Annotated in this window: 14 protein-coding genes and 1 tRNA gene; 13 read left to right on the top strand and 2 right to left on the bottom strand. The window is 53.9% G+C overall.

The features are described 5' to 3' along the window. Positions 1-59 precede the first annotated feature (59 nt). Entirely contained in the window at positions 60-2222 is a 2163-nt protein-coding gene (gene fhuE, locus NR195_RS07165) for a ferric-rhodotorulic acid/ferric-coprogen receptor FhuE (RefSeq protein WP_187511789.1), read from the bottom strand. A gap of 395 nt (positions 2223-2617) precedes the next feature. On the opposite strand from fhuE, the gene NR195_RS07160 reads away from it, so the two are divergent. The 3 genes from NR195_RS07160 to NR195_RS07150 all read left to right on the top strand — a co-directional run bounded on the left by NR195_RS07160 (position 2618) and on the right by NR195_RS07150 (position 4665). Further along, positions 2618-3706, top strand: coding sequence for a YncE family protein (locus NR195_RS07160; protein ID WP_029519393.1), 1089 nt, complete (start codon positions 2618-2620; stop codon positions 3704-3706). A gap of 298 nt (positions 3707-4004) precedes the next feature. Beyond that, the gene (locus NR195_RS07155; RefSeq protein ID WP_010670918.1) at positions 4005-4358 is read left to right on the top strand and encodes a type II toxin-antitoxin system RelE/ParE family toxin; all 354 of its coding nucleotides are present in this window, start codon (positions 4005-4007) and stop codon (positions 4356-4358) included. 4 nt (positions 4359-4362) lie between these two features. Continuing rightward, positions 4363-4665 carry a helix-turn-helix domain-containing protein gene (locus tag NR195_RS07150; RefSeq protein ID WP_010247918.1) on the top strand — a complete coding sequence of 101 codons (303 nt, stop codon included), beginning with the start codon at positions 4363-4365 and terminating at the stop codon, positions 4663-4665. Between the two features lie 90 nt (positions 4666-4755). Here the strand turns inward: NR195_RS07150 and NR195_RS07145 are convergent. Then, a tRNA-Asn gene (locus NR195_RS07145) sits at positions 4756-4831 on the bottom strand. A 505-nt stretch (positions 4832-5336) separates the two neighbouring features. On the opposite strand from NR195_RS07145, the gene NR195_RS07140 reads away from it, so the two are divergent. From NR195_RS07140 to NR195_RS07095, 10 genes are all read left to right on the top strand, one after another. Beyond that, positions 5337-6260: a sugar ABC transporter substrate-binding protein gene (locus NR195_RS07140; protein WP_010247907.1), complete on the top strand. Its 924-nt coding sequence runs from the start codon at positions 5337-5339 to the stop codon at positions 6258-6260. A 32-nt stretch (positions 6261-6292) separates the two neighbouring features. After that, the gene (locus tag NR195_RS07135; RefSeq protein ID WP_187511790.1) at positions 6293-7777 is read left to right on the top strand and encodes a sugar ABC transporter ATP-binding protein; all 1485 of its coding nucleotides are present in this window, start codon (positions 6293-6295) and stop codon (positions 7775-7777) included. 23 nt (positions 7778-7800) lie between these two features. After that, complete coding sequence (locus NR195_RS07130) at positions 7801-8826, top strand: ABC transporter permease (protein ID WP_170933484.1); 1026 nt, start codon at positions 7801-7803, stop codon at positions 8824-8826. A 454-nt stretch (positions 8827-9280) separates the two neighbouring features. Then, positions 9281-10198 carry a nitrogen assimilation transcriptional regulator NAC gene (gene nac / locus NR195_RS07125; RefSeq protein WP_010247899.1) on the top strand — a complete coding sequence of 306 codons (918 nt, stop codon included), beginning with the start codon at positions 9281-9283 and terminating at the stop codon, positions 10196-10198. A gap of 692 nt (positions 10199-10890) precedes the next feature. Then, the gene (gene tssD / locus NR195_RS07120) at positions 10891-11382 is read left to right on the top strand and encodes a type VI secretion system tube protein TssD (RefSeq protein WP_010670916.1); all 492 of its coding nucleotides are present in this window, start codon (positions 10891-10893) and stop codon (positions 11380-11382) included. 12 nt (positions 11383-11394) lie between these two features. After that, positions 11395-11751, top strand: a complete 357-nt coding sequence (locus tag NR195_RS07115; protein ID WP_010247892.1) for a tlde1 domain-containing protein — start codon at positions 11395-11397, stop codon at positions 11749-11751. Next, a complete protein-coding gene (locus tag NR195_RS07110; RefSeq protein ID WP_010670915.1) occupies positions 11748-12200 on the top strand; it encodes a hypothetical protein in 453 nt (150 codons plus the stop codon). The genes NR195_RS07115 and NR195_RS07110 overlap by 4 nt, the downstream gene beginning before the upstream one ends. 185 nt (positions 12201-12385) lie before the next feature. After that, complete coding sequence (gene cbl / locus NR195_RS07105) at positions 12386-13345, top strand: HTH-type transcriptional regulator Cbl (RefSeq protein WP_010247887.1); 960 nt, start codon at positions 12386-12388, stop codon at positions 13343-13345. 160 nt (positions 13346-13505) lie between these two features. After that, the gene (locus NR195_RS07100; protein WP_256844344.1) at positions 13506-14963 is read left to right on the top strand and encodes an NAD-dependent succinate-semialdehyde dehydrogenase; all 1458 of its coding nucleotides are present in this window, start codon (positions 13506-13508) and stop codon (positions 14961-14963) included. 444 nt (positions 14964-15407) lie between these two features. Then, entirely contained in the window at positions 15408-16877 is a 1470-nt protein-coding gene (locus tag NR195_RS07095; RefSeq protein ID WP_256844343.1) for an aldehyde dehydrogenase, read from the top strand. Positions 16878-16903: the final 26 nt, after the last annotated feature.

Here is a 16903-nt window from a genome sequence, read left to right as displayed (position 1 = left end):
AAATCAGCACACTAAACAGCCCGCAATCGCGGGCTGTCTGGCCTCTCAGCTCACCATTATCAGAACTGATAAGACACGCTGACATTCACGTTACGTGGCTCACCGTAAACGTAGCTGTTCATATAGCTGTAATATTCACGGTCAAAGAGATTATCGACGTTGGCCTGTACGGCAACCTGCTTATTCACCTGATAGCGGGCAAACAACGAGGCCAGCGGGTAGCTGCCCTGATATACCCGCACGCTGTCGCCGCTGGCATTGGTCACATCTTTAAACACCCGGTTCTGCCAGTTAATTCCGCCACCAACGGTGAGCTCGGGGATCGCGGCTAACTGATAACGGGTGAAAAGCTTGAATGAGGTTTGCGGCTGATAGCTGTTGAACCGGCCACTTTTATCGCGTGCCACATAGCGGGTTGCGCCAAAGGTCAGCTGCAGATTATCGGTCAGCGCGCCATTCAGCTCGAACTCGGCACCCTTACTCACTGCACCTTTGGCGGCGTCATAGGCCTGCTCATTGCCGCTCAGATAAACACCATCAATTGCCTGTCCAACGTTATCCTGCTCGATGCGGAAAATTGCTACGCTGGCGGTCAGCAGGCCATCGTTCCAGGCGGATTTCAGACCGGTCTCGTAACTTTTACCTGTCACCGGTGAGAGGTAACTGCCGTGAGTATCGCGATAAGTCTGCGGCAGGAAAATGGCGGTGTAGCTGCCATAGGCGGACCAGGTGTCATTAATGTCATACACCAGCCCTGCATAAGGCGTGGTGTTATTTTTAGTCATCTCTCCGCTGCTGCCATGGGTGCTCCACTGGGTATAGCGAGCGCCAATAATCAGCGACAGCGGATCGGCCAGCGACAGACGTGCAGCGCTATAGACCGATTTCTGACGAACAGTGTCATCAGCGTTGAGATACCAGCCCTGCCACTCCGGCTCCGCTAAGTTACCGGTCCAGCTATTATTGAAAATCCCCATATCGGCGGCAGTGATTTCACCCGCCTCCGCATCGCTGAATCCATCCTGACTGTAAGCGGCATTATGCTGGCGGCTGTAGCTTGCTCCGGCCATCAACAGGTGCTGACGACCCAGCAGTTCAAACGGGCCGCTGGCAAAGCCATCGATTGAATCCATTTTACGCTTGCCGCGATCCATACTGCCGTAACCGGTAGTGCCTTCACCGCTCTCCTGATCGGGATTGCCCATCACATAGAGCAGCTTATCGCTGAAGGTATTCTCAGCATGCGTGCCGTTGATATGAATATTCCAGCCGTTATCGAAGTTATGGTCGATATCCGCAAAGACTTTGCGCGAGTTAGTGTTGTAACGCGCCCAGTTAGCTGATGAATTCAGGCTGCGGTCGTAATGTGTCGTGGCGTTGTTACTGTAAAACATCGGCAGGCCACCCCAGGTTGGATTGCCGGTGTTGTCATCTTCATAGTCGTAGCCCAGTGACAGCGTCGTCTTGTCGGTAAGGTCTGCATCAATCACGCCATAGATGAATTTTTTGGTTTTTTGATAGCGATCCAGCCAGCTCTCCTGATCGGTATAACCCGTCACCACACGGCTGCGCAGGCTGCCATCGCTGTTAAGCGGGGCAGAGAGATCCGCCACGTAGCGCTGCTTGTTCCAGCTGCCATAACTGGCACTCAGCGTGCCGGTCGCGGTTTTGCTGTCAGCATGTTTACGTACCATATTGATCGAGGCCGAAGGGCTGCCCGCTCCGGTCATCAGGCCGGTCGCACCGCGCACGATTTCAATACGGTCATAGATTGCCGTGTCGGACGCCGCGTCGCCGTAATTCCATGTATCGTTAACCGAGGTCGGAATGCCATCGAAAGTGAAGTTGCTGACTTTGAAGCCGCGTGAATAGTACTCGGAGCGTTCACTGTCGATAAGATTGGTGGAGATACCGGTGGCGTTGGTCAGCACATCATTAACCGATTGCAGATCCTGATCCTGCATTCGCTGCTGCGTCACCACGCTGAGTGACTGAGGCACATCTCGCGGTGTCAGCATTAATTTGGTGCCCGCGCGGGTGGTCTGCACCGCGTAATTCTGCTTACCGCTGTCACTGGTTTCGTCAGTCGTGGCGCTGACCACCATATCCTGCGATGTCTCCTCCGCCGCCAGGGCGGGGTGGAAGAGGGCGTGTATCCCCAGTGTCAGTAATGAGACGCTAAAGCTGTTTCTGAAACCTGATTCCCTGCCACTACGAGCCATAAAATTTTCCATTAAAAATTGGTATTGAGTTAAACCGTTGTGTCTTTGGTTGTTATTTTTTATCCACTCAACTTCTGGAGAAAGACGCTCAGCCAGTTATGAGAACGCCAATGATAATCATTTGCTTTATATATTCTTCAAAGGATTCAACCGAAAGTGTAACTTTATGTTAATTATTTATAATTCAATGTGATAGGAAAATTTAAAGCCTTTTAGTTGCTGGTGTTTATCAGATTTGAAAGCAGAAAAAGGGCATTCAGGTGGAATTTCACGGGGCAGTTAAGCGGTTTAACGCGGGTAAAATGACCGGACAGGTCTGGATAGTAGCGTCGTCATTTGATTACTGGCTGTTAATGCGTATGATTCTCATTCTTTATTTCCTGACGGAGTTCAGCATGAAATCGTTAAGCCCGCGCAAAGCCGCTGTTGCCATGGCAGTTGCCGCTGCCTTTAGCCTGACAGCGTGTCAGGCACCAGCTAAAAAAGCCGATGCGCCTGCCGCTGAAGCCCCAAAACCGGTTAATACCGCAGTGACACAACGCGCTCTGGGTGATGGTCTGTACGAAATGGCTTACTCCCCTGCGTCAAAAGCGTTGTTTGTCGCCAGCGCGCAGGCGTTTAAGGATGTGAACGGCGGCATGATCTATCGTCTCGATCCGGCCACGCTGACGACCAAAGGCGAAACGCATACCGACATGAAAAACTTCGGTACCGCTATCGATGAAAACGGTCAGGTGTTCTACACCACCAACTCACTGGATGGCGCGATCTCCAAAGTGGACGCCCAGAGTGGCAAAGTGCTGCAGCGTCTGGTGTTCCCGGGCAAGATCAGTAAAGAGGGCTATCCGGCGGGTGCGCGTGAAGTCCTGTGGCACGGCAACGAGCTTTATGTCGGTCGCGTAGCCGAACCGGGCTATATCTCCGTCGTAGATACCCGAACCTTTAAGCTGAAAACCGAGATTAAAAACGCCGGGAAATGGGTCACCGGTATCATCTATTCCCCGCTGACTGAGCGCATTTATGCGGCTAACGGCTCGGGTGAAATTCTGGTGATCAATCCACGCAGCCATAAAATCGAGAAGCGCTGGACCGCAGGCGATGGCAAAGAGTATCTGTTCCTGAACATGGCGGAAGATCCTGCTACCGGTCGCCTGTTTGTTACTGACGACTCCAAAGGCAAAACCACGCTGATCTTTGATGAGCGCACCGGCAAAGTGATCAAGCGTATCGAAGGTGATGCGATGGGCATCAAGTTCAACGCTAAACGCAATGAGCTTTACATCAGCCAGCGCGAATCGAAGAAAGTGCTGCAACTGGATGCCACCACCTACGCGGTGAAAAACAGCTGGTCGTTTGACAAGAACCCAAACAGCCTGCTGATTGGCCCGGACAACAACACGCTCTATGTCACGCTTAAGGCGGAATTCAACAAAGATTCCTCCACCAAAGGCACTGACGAGATTGCCCGTATCGCGCTGCCGTAATCACGCGCTAAAAGCGTCACTCTGCACTGGCAGGGAAGCGATGCGAACAAAGTGAAAGCCCGCTCAGGGAAGCCTGAGCGGGCTTTCTTATTGATAACAACGCCTCACATCATCTCACCCCATAACCAATCCGGTACAGCTCGCAAAACGATGAAGGTTGTGTGGATTCATCACTGACCCGGCTGAACGCTTCTCTCACTTTGCACTAAAAGCACAGGCATCTGAAATCCCCCTGCATCACACTCGATTATCGCTTTACACCTATATAGTATTTGACCTATATTAATAAGGAGATCCCGTGTGGATGATTAAAACGACGGAGAGGTTTGATCGCTGGTTTACCTTGCTTAATGAGAGCGATCGCGCCTGCGTACTGGCAGCATTAATGGTGTTGCGCGAAAAGGGGCCGGGGTTGTCCAGGCCATACGCGGATACGCTAAAAGGCTCTGTTTATATCAACATGAAAGAGCTGCGTATTCAGAGTCGCGGCGATCCGATAAGGGCTTTCTTTGCTTTTGACCCAAACCGAACGGCGATTGTGCTTTGTGCCGGAAATAAGGTGGGCAATGAAAAGCGTTTTTATCAGGAGATGCTTCCGGTTGCCGATCGGGAATTCACACACTGGCTGAATAGTTTTAAAGATGAGGAGTAACCAGATGGGCAGAACGCTTGAACAGCTTATTGCGGATGAAAAACCGGAAGTCGTTGCCGACGCACAGGCGATGGCGACGGATATCCTGCTCAACATTCACCTTGCCGAGCTGCGCGAGAAAGTGCAGAAAACACAGGTCGAAATGGCAAAGGCGCTGGGCATTACACAGCCTACCGTGGCGGGTATGGAGAAGCCGGGCCGCGATCTGAAGCTCTCCACGCTCAAGCGCTATATCGATGCGGCAGGGGGTAAGCTGCGGCTGGTGGTGGAACTGCCGGACGGCTCGCACTACGGGTTTGAGGTGTAAGCCATTCAGGCGGGGATGTCATGCCGCCGTGACCGAAAACATAAAAGCAAAAAGCCCGCTCAGGTTTCCCTGAGCGGGCTTTTCTGATTCTGGCTCCTCTGACTGGACTCGAACCAGTGACATACGGATTAACAGTCCGCCGTTCTACCGACTGAACTACAGAGGAATCGCTTGAACGGGGCGAATATTAGCGGCGCAGATCCCGCTTGTCAAAGCCCTGTTTACCGAATTGCGTTCAGATGCTCGTAAAAGCAGCGGATTGGCGATTTTTACCCGATTCTTCTGGATTTTCAAACTGCCAACAGGATCTCACTTTGCGGGCATTTCTCCGCAGATGTTAGAGGCATGTCAAAGTTTTGTTGTTTGCCGATGTTAAAACAACCGTTTCAGTGCTTTTATGATAAAAATTTCAAAACGTGATTATATGGAATAAATAAACTGCTTATCATCACGGTCGTCATTATCGTCTGAAAGTGAAACGCTATTTTGAAGTTAACTGTTTGCAGATCAAGTGATTGTGAAAAGGAGTGGTCGATCACAAAAATAGTCAGAACCTGAAGTCTTACCTCAAATTTCCCGAAACAGACGCCAGACAGGCTGGGTGAATGTAAAAGATATTTTTCATTCGCGGTCACAGCCGCTGAGCAAGTTAACAAATAAGAAGGGTCCCTATGAACATTAAAAAAACGATTGTCGCCTCACTGTTAGCCTGCATGTTACCTGCCGCGGTTATGGCAAAAGATATCTCAGTTGGCGTCTCCATGGCGCTGTTTGATGACAACTTCCTCACCATTCTGCGTACCTCAATGCAGAAAGAGATGCAGAAAGATGGCGTTAAAGGGCAGGTTGAGGATGCAAAAGGCGACGTTTCACAGCAGCTGCAGCAGGTTCAGAACTTTATCGGTCAGGGGGTTGATGCGCTGATCGTCAACCCGGTCGATACCAATGCGGTGAAACCGATTATGGACCAGGCGAGCAAAGCGGGTATCCCGCTGATCTTTGTCAACCGCCGTCCACAGGCTGAGCTGACCGGCAAAATGGCCTATGTCGGGTCCGATTCGGAACTGGCTGGACGCTTACAGATGGAAGCGCTGGCTAAAGCGATGAACGGCAAAGGCAACGTTGCCATCCTGATGGGTGATTTGGCGAATGAAGCGACCCGTGACCGTACCAAAGGTGTGGAAGAGGTTGCGGCTAAATTCCCTGGCATCAAAATTGTTCAGAAACAGACCGCCAAATTTACCCGTAACGATGCGGTAGACGTAGTCAGTAACTGGATGACTGCCGGTGATGAGATCAATGCCATCGCTTCTAACAACGATGAAATGGCGATCGGTGCGCTGCAGGCACTGGGTAAAAATCCGGACAAAATCCTGATCGCTGGCGTCGATGGCACACCCGATGCGCTGCAGATGCTGAAGCAGGGCAAGATGGTCGCCACGGTATTCCAGGATGCGCAGGGCCAGGGTGAAGGTGCGGTGCAGACGGCAATCAAACTGGTGAATGGCGAGAAAGTTCAGAAAGTCATCAATATCCCCTACCAGTTGATTACTAAAGAAAACATGGAACAGTTTACCAAGCGTAACCTGAAATAGTCGTTCCTGACCCAGCTGTACGGAGGTGATGTATGAACGCTTTTGCGCTTGAAGCCGAAGGCATCAGCAAGTTCTTCCCCGGCGTTAAAGCCCTCGACAACGTCTCGTTGCGGGTGCGTCCGGGAACGGTACATGCCTTGATGGGCGAAAATGGCGCGGGCAAATCCACTTTAATGAAGTGCCTGATCGGGATGTATCGTCCCGATCAGGGCACCATCAAAATTAAAGGGGAGCCGGTGCAGTTTCAGGACACCATGGACGCGTTGCGTTCCGGCATTTCAATGATCCACCAGGAACTCAACCTGGTGCCTTACATGACCGTCGCCGAGAATATCTGGCTGGGTCGCGAGCCGATGAGATTTGGCTTTGTCGATCACGCCCGACTTAATCAGAAGACGCAGGAATTGCTGAACCGCCTGAATATCCGCCTGAAAGCCGATCGGATGGTGGGTGAGCTGAGCATCGCGTCGCAGCAGATGGTTGAGATTGCCAAAGCAGTTTCATGGGATTCAGACATCGTGATCATGGATGAGCCCACCTCCGCGCTGACAGAAACCGAAGTGGCGCATCTGTTTACCATCATTCGTGACCTGCGGGAGCAGGGCAAAGCGATCATCTACATCAGCCATAAGATGGATGAAATTTTCACCATCACCGACGAAGTCAGTATCTTCCGTGACGGCAGTTGGATCGCCAGCGATCAGACGTCGAAATATACCCGCCAGTCGCTGATTACCCAGATGGTGGGACGCGAACTGACCCAGCTGTTCCCGAAATTCAACAGCGCAATTGGTGAAGAGGTGCTGACGGTGCGCAATCTCACCTGCAAAGATCGTTTCACCGACGTCAGTTTCAGTGTGCGCCGGGGGGAGATCCTCGGCGTCGCCGGACTGGTGGGTGCGGGTCGCAGCGAGGTGATGGAGAGCCTGTTCGGCATGGAGAGCTTCGACAGCGGCGAGATCCTGATTGATGGCGTGCCGGTGACGATCGACTCACCCTCAACCGCGATTGAAAAGGGCATGGCGTTCCTCACCGAAGACCGTAAAAAGTCCGGCCTGTTTTTGGTGCTATCGGTAATGGAGAACATGAGCATCGTTAATATGCCGGAGTACAGCGGTAAAAGCGGGTTTGTCAGCCATGTGAAGATGGCGCAGGACTGCATGGATCAAATCCGTCGTCTCAACATCAAAACGCCGACCATGGATCAAATCATCAATAACCTCAGCGGCGGTAATCAGCAGAAAGTCCTGATTGCCCGCTGGCTGCTGGCGCAACCGAAGATTCTGATTCTGGACGAACCGACGCGCGGCATTGACGTCGGCGCGAAAGCGGAGATTTACCGCTTAATCAGTGAACTTGCCAACCGTGGCGTGGCTATCATCATGGTCTCCTCTGAACTGCCGGAAATTCTTGGCATGAGCGACCGGGTAATGGTCATGCACGGCGGGCGTATAACCGGCATCCTCGATAAAGAAGAAGCCGATCAGGAAACCATTCTGTCGTTGGCATCCGAGTGAGGCGCGAGACCACTATGAGCAATATGAAAGCTACTGCCACCCCGGCAGCCCCGCAGCAACCCTCTTTTTTTGCCAGCCTGCGTCATAAATTGCCGAAAGATACCGGCATTTTCGTGGTGATGGTGGGGATTGCGTTAATTTTTGAAATGTTCGGCTGGTACGTGCGTGACCAGTCTTTCCTGCTCAACACCAACCGTCTGATCCTGATTGTATTGCAGGTGGCGATTATCGGGATTATCGCCGTCGGCGTGACCCAGGTCATCATCACCACCGGTATCGATCTCTCCTCCGGATCCGTTATCGCCCTGGCGGCAGTGGTGGCCGCGAGCCTGGCGCAGACCTCTGACAGCCTGTCGCCAATGTATCCGTCGCTGGTGAATATGCCTGCGGTGATCCCTATCGCGGCCGGTATCGGCGTCGGTTTGCTGGCGGGCGTGGTCAATGGTGTGCTGATTACCCGCACCGGTATTCCGCCCTTCATTGCCACGCTGGGCATGATGGTGTCGGCGCGTGGTCTGGCGCAGTATTACACCCAGGGCAATCCGATCAGCTTCCTTTCCGATGGCTTCACCTCAATCGGACAGGGTGCCATGCCGGTAGTGATTTTCCTGGTGGTGGCGCTGCTGTTCCATATCGCCCTGAAGCATACCCGCTACGGTAAATATGTTTACGCCATCGGCGGCAACATGACCTCGGCGAAAGTCTCCGGTATCAACGTTAATAAGTATCTGATTATCGTCTACACCATTGCAGGCGCTCTCTCTGGCCTGGCGGGTGTAGTACTGGCGGCGCGCGTCAGCAGCGGTCAGTCGAGCATGGGGATGTCGTACGAGCTGGATGCGATTGCCGCAGCCGTTATCGGTGGCAGCAGCCTGATGGGGGGCGTAGGCCGTATCACCGGTACATTGATTGGCGCAGTGATCCTTGGCCTGATTAAAAGCGGATTCACCTTCGTTGGTGTCGATGCGTACATTCAGGACATCATCAAAGGGATGATTATTGTGGCTGCGGTCTCTATCGACATGCACCGTAACCGCAAAAAACGTTAATCAGCAGGCGTTGCCTTCTTCCGGATGCGGGAGAGGGCAACGGTTGCTTTTTATCATCCGGCATTCGTCAGCGATAAGAAATCCTGCTGATAGCGGTTACATTCACTCCCTGTTTTTTACTCCTCTGTTCAGGCCCTGCAAGCCTTCATCAGGTGCAATGCGTTTCCACTGCACTCAAACTGTACAACCTGTCATCACTTTTCTGCACGTCTGACTCGCAGCGTCTGCACTGTCACAGTGCGCCTGACGGCTTTACTCTCTCTTCTCAGCCATTCCTGATCCTTATTAACCCATAAGAGGTAATCAGAAACGCTTATTTTCCGGGCCGTTAGGAAAAATCTGGCTGCTTGATAACCTGAATTTTTTAAACCTGGCCTGCATCTTGCAAAATCTCTGTTATCAGGGCGATGGGATCAGACCCATTTCGCTATTCGGGGTGAGTGACGGAGGCAAGATGAATTTAAGACGACTGAAGTACTTTGTGAAAATCGTCGATATCGGCAGTCTGACGCAGGCAGCAGAAGTGTTGCACATCGCCCAGCCTGCACTCAGTCAGCAGGTCGCGACGCTGGAAAATGAACTTGATCAGCAGTTGCTGATTCGTACCAAGCGCGGCGTTACGCCAACTGAGGCGGGTAAGATTCTCTATGGTCATGCGCGCACCATTCTGCGCCAGTGTGAGCAGGCCCAGACTGCGGTAATTAACGCCGGTCAGGTGCTGAGTGGACAGGTATCGATTGGGCTGGCCCCAGGGACGGCGGCTTCATCGCTGACCATGCCGCTGTTACAGACCGTTCGCGATCAATTTCCGGAAGTGCTGGTTTATCTGCACGAAAATAGCGGCAGCGTGCTGAATGAGAAAGTGATGAACGGTCAGCTGGATATGGCGGTGTTGTACGATCGCGCGCCCACTGCCGGGATCACCAGCATGCCGCTGATGAAAGAGGATCTCTTTCTGGTAGGCGCCACCGATTACCCGGGAGCCAGCGTCGATCTGGCCGATGTGGCGCAGATGAGTCTGTTCTTACCGCGTGATTATAGCGCAGTGCGCAAGCGGGTCGATGAGGCCTTTTCGCTGCGTCGGCTGAGTGCACGCATCATCGGTGAGATCGAATCGATTTCAACCCTGACCGCAGCCATTTCCAGCGGCATGGGCGTGACCGTATTACCTGAGTCCGCCGCCCGTTCGCTGGTGGGATCCACCGATGCCTGGATGTCACGCATTAACAGCCCGTCATTGAGTCTGCCGCTGTCACTGAACGTCTCCGCCCGGTTGCCGCTGTCACCTTCAGCACAGGCAGTGAAGAACATTCTGCTGTCGCTGCTGAATAAGCCGCTGAGTGAGGAGCGGGAGTTAATGTTAGTGAGTTAAGAGGTCGCTTGCAGCGGGCTGGCAACCAGCCGGTTTCGCTTTGCAGCGGGCTTGCACTGAGCGGGTTACGCCCGCCAGGCGTTCGGGAGTTTCAGGTTGCCCGAGCAGGCGGACGCGTCAAGGGGCGGACGCCCGCCCCTTAACAATCCCGGCGTCCGGCTGCCTGCGCGCCCCGCTGTGCGGGGTACCTTCGTCACGCCCTGCGGCCGACGGACCGTCCGGACTCGCCATCCCTGGCTCGTACCGTCCTTTCGCCGACGTCCTGTCGGCTCATCCTTGCCTGCGGTTGTTCCTCAGCGCTCCGGACGCCTCTGGTAAACCTTCGTCTGTAATTTCTGTATTTATTTGCTGCACAGAGCTGTTTACTGGCTGGACAGGAAGAGGTTCTATCTTTCCATTTCGACACAATGTGAACTTCATAGCACGAATGATAAATCCATGTTGGCGTGAAGAATTGCTGATGCGACTTTTAAATTATTCTGAATAGCTTTTGGGCACGTTTTTTTTCTCTGATACCGGGTTATTCCGCGATCTCTATATCTGAAACAATAAAACTTCAATCAGGTTGATTTCACGCTGTATGAAAATTGATCTGATGTTTGCCGGAAGATAGTTTAATCAGGCTGTGAAAGCAGTGGGCCTGTCAGCAGAAAACAGGCTGGCTTTCTCTTTTTAAAATGGAGTTTAAAACGATGGCTATTCCAGCTTATCTCTGGCTTAAAGATGACGGTAACAACATTATTGTCGGATCAGTCGACGTGGCAGGTCGTGAAGGCGCTATTGAAGTCCTCGGCCTGAATCACGGCGTCATGCTCTCCACAGACAACGTGACGGGTAAAACAACCGCTGTCCGCGAACACGCTTCTTACAGTTTTGATAAAGAGATCGATAAGTCCAGTCCCTGCCTTTACAGGGCTGTGACCTCAGGTCAAAAGCTTTGCTCAGCGGAAATAAGATTTTACCGGATAAATGACGCGGGGCAGGAGGTGGAATATTTCAATACTTTGATGGAAGGCGTAACCGTTATCTGTGTGGGCCCGATGATGTATGACGTTAAATCCCGCTATGGTGAGGCGCGGGATCATCTGGAAACTGTAGAGCTGATTTACGAAAAAATTACCTGGCGATATGCAGACGGAAATATCGTCCACTCGGACAGCTGGAATGATCGAGTGACAGCATAAAGGAATATAACGATGACATGGACATATGAGCAAAGCACGGGTCACTTATACCACAACAGTGAATTTATTGAGGCCGGCTACTCAGGTAGTCTGACTAACAAAAATAATCCCGATCGCCAGCATGTAAGAGGGATGGGGCCCCTTCCTCAGGGAACGTACAGAATTGCAGGGCACTCCACATCAAAAGGACCCCTGACCATTATTCTGGTGCAGACTTCCGGAGAGTCTTTTGGCCGTTCGGCATTTCGCATTCATGGCGAAAGGGTCAATAAGCCAGCGGGCTTCGCCTCAGAAGGCTGCATCATTATGTCACTTGCAACCCGGCGACGCGTGCTGCGTGAAGGCGGGACGCTGGAGGTGGTCCGATGAAATATCTGATATTGATTGGCCTTCTGCCCTTCGCGGTCTGGGCTGGAGCGAATACATCCGACTGGGAAAATTCGCTGAAGGGCATCGCGTCAGGAGAGCAAGCCTGGCTTGCAAAAGTGCCCCAACTGGCAGCTACGGCTGATGTTCAGCAGGCAACCCGGATGGAGGATGCCCTTGCCTCGGCGTTAGCAAAGAATACCCCGGGCGTGCTGGAGACGCTCCGGGTTATTGACGCCAGATCCTGGCCCCATATGGCAGGTACAGACATTGTCTGCAGCGTTCCGGCTGAGCAACCTACAGCCTTTATAGAGGATTTTTATCAACAAACCCGTCTGGCGCTACTGGCAACTGACCAGGGTGCGACCTGTCTGTGGATCCTGGAAGCAAGCTATGAAGAGATGAAAGCAGAGAGCGCCAGAATGCGTAATCTATCGCCTTCTGTAAAATAGCCTCTCCCCCAGGCCGGGTTTCAGTCAAATTCTGAAGTCCGGCCGCCCATCTCAAACCTCTCTGCACCGCCAAAACCCACCCCGTTATTCCCTAAAGTCATAAATCCGAATTTTTTAGTATTTCCGGTTATCAATAATAGTTCTTACCATCAGATAATCAGATTATGTAAAGGGAGGTAAATACCGTGAATTTCCAGCAGCTTAAAATCATCCGCGAGGCGGCCCGCTGTGAGTTTAACTTAACGGAAGTCGCTAACACGCTGTTTACCTCCCAGTCGGGAGTAAGTCGGCACATTCGTGACCTGGAAGATGAACTCGGGGTTGAGATCTTTATCCGTCGCGGCAAGCGCCTGCTGGGGATGACCGAGCCGGGCAAAGCGCTGCTGACCATCGCTGAGCGTATCCTGGATGAAGCGGGCAAAGTGCGACGTCTGGCCGATGTCTTTACCAATGAAACCAGTGGCATCCTGACCATAGCCACTACCCATACTCAGGCGCGCTACAGCCTGCCGAAAGTCATCAAAGCGTTTCGTCAGCTCTATCCCAACGTCCGGCTTGAACTCAATCAGGGTTCGCCGCAGGAAATTGTCACCATGCTGCTGGCGGGTGAGGCGGACATTGGCATCGCCAGTGAATTACTGGTCAACAACAGCAGCCTGGCGGCGTTCCCCTGGTTCAGCTGGCATCACGCCTTACTGGTGCCGAAAGGGCATGAACTGGTGCAGAATCAGCCGGTTTCACTGAGCACCCTCAGCCGCTATCCGCTGATCACCTACCGGCAGGGTATCACCGGACGTTCGCGGGTTGACCGTGCGTTTCAGACGGCCGGTTTAAAACCAGATATCGTGCTCAGCGCTCAGGACTCCGATGTGGTGAAAACCTACGTCAAACTCGGTTTAGGCGTGGGGATACTGGCCGATCAGGCGTGTGAAACTGAAGAGAGTGAAGAGCTGGTACGCCTCGATGCCACCCATCTGTTCGATGCCAGCACAGTATGGCTCGGCCTCAAGCGCGGCCAGCTGCAACGCAACTACGTCTGGCAGTTCCTGGAACTCTGCAACGCCAACCTGTCGCTGGAAGAGATCAAGCGTCAGGCGCTCTCTTACAGCAATGACGACGAACCGGTTATCGACTTCCAGATTTAAGCACACGGCGCATCCACCCGGATGCGCGCCTGTTTCCGCACGGCATAAAATTTCAAATCATTGCGAAAATCTCCCCTATCGACCTTTCTCACCCCGCACAACAACATCCTGCGCTGACCCGGCGCGATAAAGTGGAATCAGCTGACCACAAGGGGATGATATGTCGCGACTACAACTTAACGATAGCGATCTGCTGCGCCAGCAGGCGCTGTTTAATGGACGCTGGCAGGATGCGCATCAGGGCGCCACGCTGCCGGTTACCGATCCCGCCACGGGCGAAACCCTGGCGACGATTCCGGCACTGGGTCGGGCAGAAACCGGGCAGGCGATAGCTTATGCGGAAACAGTGCGCATCAGCTGGGGCAAAACCACCAATGCCAGCCGTGCCGCGCTGCTGGAAAAGTGGCATCAACTGATTATTGAACACGCTGACGACCTGGCGATTATCATGACCGCCGAGCAGGGCAAACCGCTGGCGGAAGCCAGAGGCGAAGTGCTCTATGGAGCCAGCTTCGTGAAATGGTTCGCGGAAGAGGCACGCCGAATCTATGGCGACACCATTCCCGCGCCCAGCGAGGACCGGCGCATCCTGGTGCTGAAACAGCCGGTAGGCGTTGCCGCCGCAATCACGCCGTGGAACTTCCCGATTGCGATGATCACCCGCAAAGTGGCGCCCGCGCTGGCCGCCGGATGCCCGATTATTGTTAAACCTTCTGAGTTGACGCCGCTGTCGGCGCTGGCACTGGCGGTGCTGGCAGAGCGCGCCGGCTTCCCGTCCGGCGTGCTGCAGGTGCTGACCGGCCTGCCCACGGAGATTGGCGCGACGCTGACTGAAAGCCGCACGGTACGTAAAATCTCCTTTACCGGTTCAACCCGCATCGGACAGTTGCTGATGCAACAGAGCGCCGACAGCATCAAGCGCCTGAGTCTGGAGCTGGGTGGCAACGCGCCGCTGATCGTGTTTGATGATGCCGATATTGAGATTGCCGTCGCGGGGGTCATGCTCAGCAAGTTCCGCAACGCAGGACAAACCTGCGTCTGCGCTAACCGCATCCTGGTGCAGCGAAGTATCTATCCGCGTTTCACCGCCCGGTTGCTGGAGGCGGTCGCCACCCTGAAAGTGGGCGATGGTTTTGCGCCCGACAGCACTATTGGCCCTTTGATCAACAGCCGCGCGGTGGAGAAAGTGAACGGTCATATTGATGATGCGCTCAGTCAGGGTGCAACGCTGCTGATCGGCGGCATCAGCCAGGGCAACGGGACCTTTGTGCAGCCCACGGTGCTCGGTGAGGTCACCGCCACCATGCGCATCGCCCATGAAGAGACGTTTGGTCCGGTCGCGCCGCTGTTTATCTTCGATGATGAAGAGGAGGCGATCGCGATGGCAAATGACACGCCCTACGGCCTGGGTGCCTATTTCTTTACCGAGAACATCCGGCGCGCATGGCGGGTAGCGGAGGCGCTGGAGTTTGGCATGGTCGGCTTTAATACCGGCGCTATTTCCCTGGAGGTCGCGCCGTTTGGCGGCATGAAACTCTCCGGTATTGGCCGGGAAGGTTCCCGCTACGGAATTGATGAATATCTGGAACAGAAAACATTTCACATTGGCAGTCTGTAACTAAAAATGAAAAAAGGCCAGCCGGATAATCCGGCTGGCCTTTTTTTGACTGAGGCTCCGTAAAAACTTACCGGCGTCAAATAATTGTTCTGAAAAATTAAAGAATTTATCAGGGATGTGAAGCGGGTCGTTAAATCGGCGGGTCATGTGAACCGGATTGAGCCGCCTGACCCGAAATATCCGCTTTGGTGCAATTTCCGTGCAGGTTGCACCAGCAGGGCGCATAAATTTTGTGAAGTAAATCATCTGTTTAATTGTTCGGCAATTCCGCAAAAAATCCCCCGCCAATACGGCAGAAAATTTTTTTGCACTGTTTTAAACGCATTTTTATTTTTTGCCCGGCTGGCATACTTTCTGCATTAGCTTATTAACAGCGCAGAAACCGGCAGTTTTAAACGCTAATAAACCAGCAACTGATGGGTGTAACAAATAAGGAATTCTTCCATGTTAAGTTTCGACCCGGAAAAAGTTTCTCTTCCAGCTGGCCATTATATTGGCGGCCAGCACTGTCAGAGCCAGGGCGCATCCTTTGAGGTTAAACGTCCCTCGGATGGCAGGGTTTATGCCACGCTGCAGGACGCTACGCTGCAGGATGTTGATCGTGCCGTGACTGTGGCGCATCAGGCGCTGAAAAGCAGCGGCTGGTCCGGTTGTCCGCCGCGCGAACGCGGACGGGTACTGCGCCGCTGGGCCGATCTGATTGAGCAGGACGCGCTGCTGGCACAGCTGGAAGCGCTGGGCTCCACCCGGCCGATCAATGACGTGGTGCTGCACGAAATTCCTTTTACCGCCGAAGCGATTCGCTTCTATGCCGAATGCGCTGACAAATACAGCGGGGATCTCTTTCCCACCCGCGACAGCAGCCTGGGCATGCTGATTGCCGAACCTTATGGCGTTATCGCCGCGATTACCCCGTGGAATTTCCCGCTGTCGATGGCGTCGTGGAAATGCGGACCGGCGCTGGCGGCGGGCAATGCGGTGGTGCTTAAACCCTCTGAACTGACCCCGTTTTCTACCGTGCGCATGGCCGAACTGGCCATTCAGGCGGGCTTACCGGCGGGCGTGCTGAACATTGTACAAGGCAGTGGCGCGGTGACCGGCAGCGCGCTGGTAAAACATCCGCTGGTGCGCAAAGTCTCGTTTACCGGCTCGACCCTGACCGGCGCGCGCATCATGAGCGATGCCGCGCAAAACGGCATGAAGCCGGTGACGCTGGAGCTGGGCGGCAAAAGTCCGCAACTGGTGTTTGATGACGCGGGTGACCTTGAGGTGCTGGCCCAGCGGATTCTGCGCGGCTTCACCGCCAACGGCGGTCAGGCCTGTGTGGCGGGCACCCGTCTTATTGTGCAGCGCAACATTGCCGATCCGCTGGTTGAGCGGCTGGCTCAGCTCTGCCGGGAGGTTAAACCAGGCGTCACCTGGCAGGAGGGCAGCCGCTACGCACCGCTGATCGATGAACGACAGGGCAACAAAATCTGCTCGGTTATTGAAGCGGCAAAAGCGCTGGGCGCAGAAGTACTGGTGGGCGGTGAGCGTTTTGCCGACACCGACGACGGCTGGTTCTGGCAGCCCACGCTGCTGAGTCACGTGGCGCAGGATAACCCGGCGGTCCAGCAGGAGATTTTTGGTCCGGTGCTGACGGTGCAGACGTTTGATGATGAAGAGCAGGGACTGGCGATGGCCGCCCATGACACCTATGGCCTCTGCGCCGGTGTTCACACCCTGAGTCTGCCGCGCGCGCTGCGGGCAATGCGCGCCATCGACGCGGGCACCGTCTGGATCAACCGCTATGGGCGTTCCGGCGACTTCATCATTCCGACCGGTGGCTTTCTCGGCTCCGGCATTGGTAAAGATTTAGGCCGCCAGGCGTTTCAGGCCTGCCAGCGCCAGAAGAGTGTACTCATCGATTTCTAAGCGCAACTGACAATGACGAGGGTGTT

This window comes from Pantoea sp. Ft-CA_14, from assembly GCF_024520875.1.
In the GTDB taxonomy this organism is placed as follows: Bacteria; Pseudomonadota; Gammaproteobacteria; order Enterobacterales; family Enterobacteriaceae; genus Pantoea; species Pantoea agglomerans.
This window is presented reverse-complemented; position numbering and strand designations above follow the sequence as displayed.

Excerpts from the sequence above, each read along its gene's own strand:
- fhuE (WP_187511789.1), bottom strand. The coding sequence starts at position 2,222 with ATGGCTCGTAGTGGCAGGGAATCAGGTTTCAGAAACAGCTTTAGCGTC.
- NR195_RS07160 (WP_029519393.1), top strand. The coding sequence starts at position 2,618 with ATGAAATCGTTAAGCCCGCGCAAAGCCGCTGTTGCCATGGCAGTTGCC.
- NR195_RS07150 (WP_010247918.1), top strand. The coding sequence starts at position 4,363 with ATGGGCAGAACGCTTGAACAGCTTATTGCGGATGAAAAACCGGAAGTC.
- NR195_RS07140 (WP_010247907.1), top strand. The coding sequence starts at position 5,337 with ATGAACATTAAAAAAACGATTGTCGCCTCACTGTTAGCCTGCATGTTA.
- NR195_RS07135 (WP_187511790.1), top strand. The coding sequence starts at position 6,293 with ATGAACGCTTTTGCGCTTGAAGCCGAAGGCATCAGCAAGTTCTTCCCC.
- NR195_RS07130 (WP_170933484.1), top strand. The coding sequence starts at position 7,801 with ATGAAAGCTACTGCCACCCCGGCAGCCCCGCAGCAACCCTCTTTTTTT.
- nac (WP_010247899.1), top strand. The coding sequence starts at position 9,281 with ATGAATTTAAGACGACTGAAGTACTTTGTGAAAATCGTCGATATCGGC.
- tssD (WP_010670916.1), top strand. The coding sequence starts at position 10,891 with ATGGCTATTCCAGCTTATCTCTGGCTTAAAGATGACGGTAACAACATT.
- NR195_RS07115 (WP_010247892.1), top strand. The coding sequence starts at position 11,395 with ATGACATGGACATATGAGCAAAGCACGGGTCACTTATACCACAACAGT.
- NR195_RS07110 (WP_010670915.1), top strand. The coding sequence starts at position 11,748 with ATGAAATATCTGATATTGATTGGCCTTCTGCCCTTCGCGGTCTGGGCT.
- NR195_RS07100 (WP_256844344.1), top strand. The coding sequence starts at position 13,506 with ATGTCGCGACTACAACTTAACGATAGCGATCTGCTGCGCCAGCAGGCG.
- NR195_RS07095 (WP_256844343.1), top strand. The coding sequence starts at position 15,408 with ATGTTAAGTTTCGACCCGGAAAAAGTTTCTCTTCCAGCTGGCCATTAT.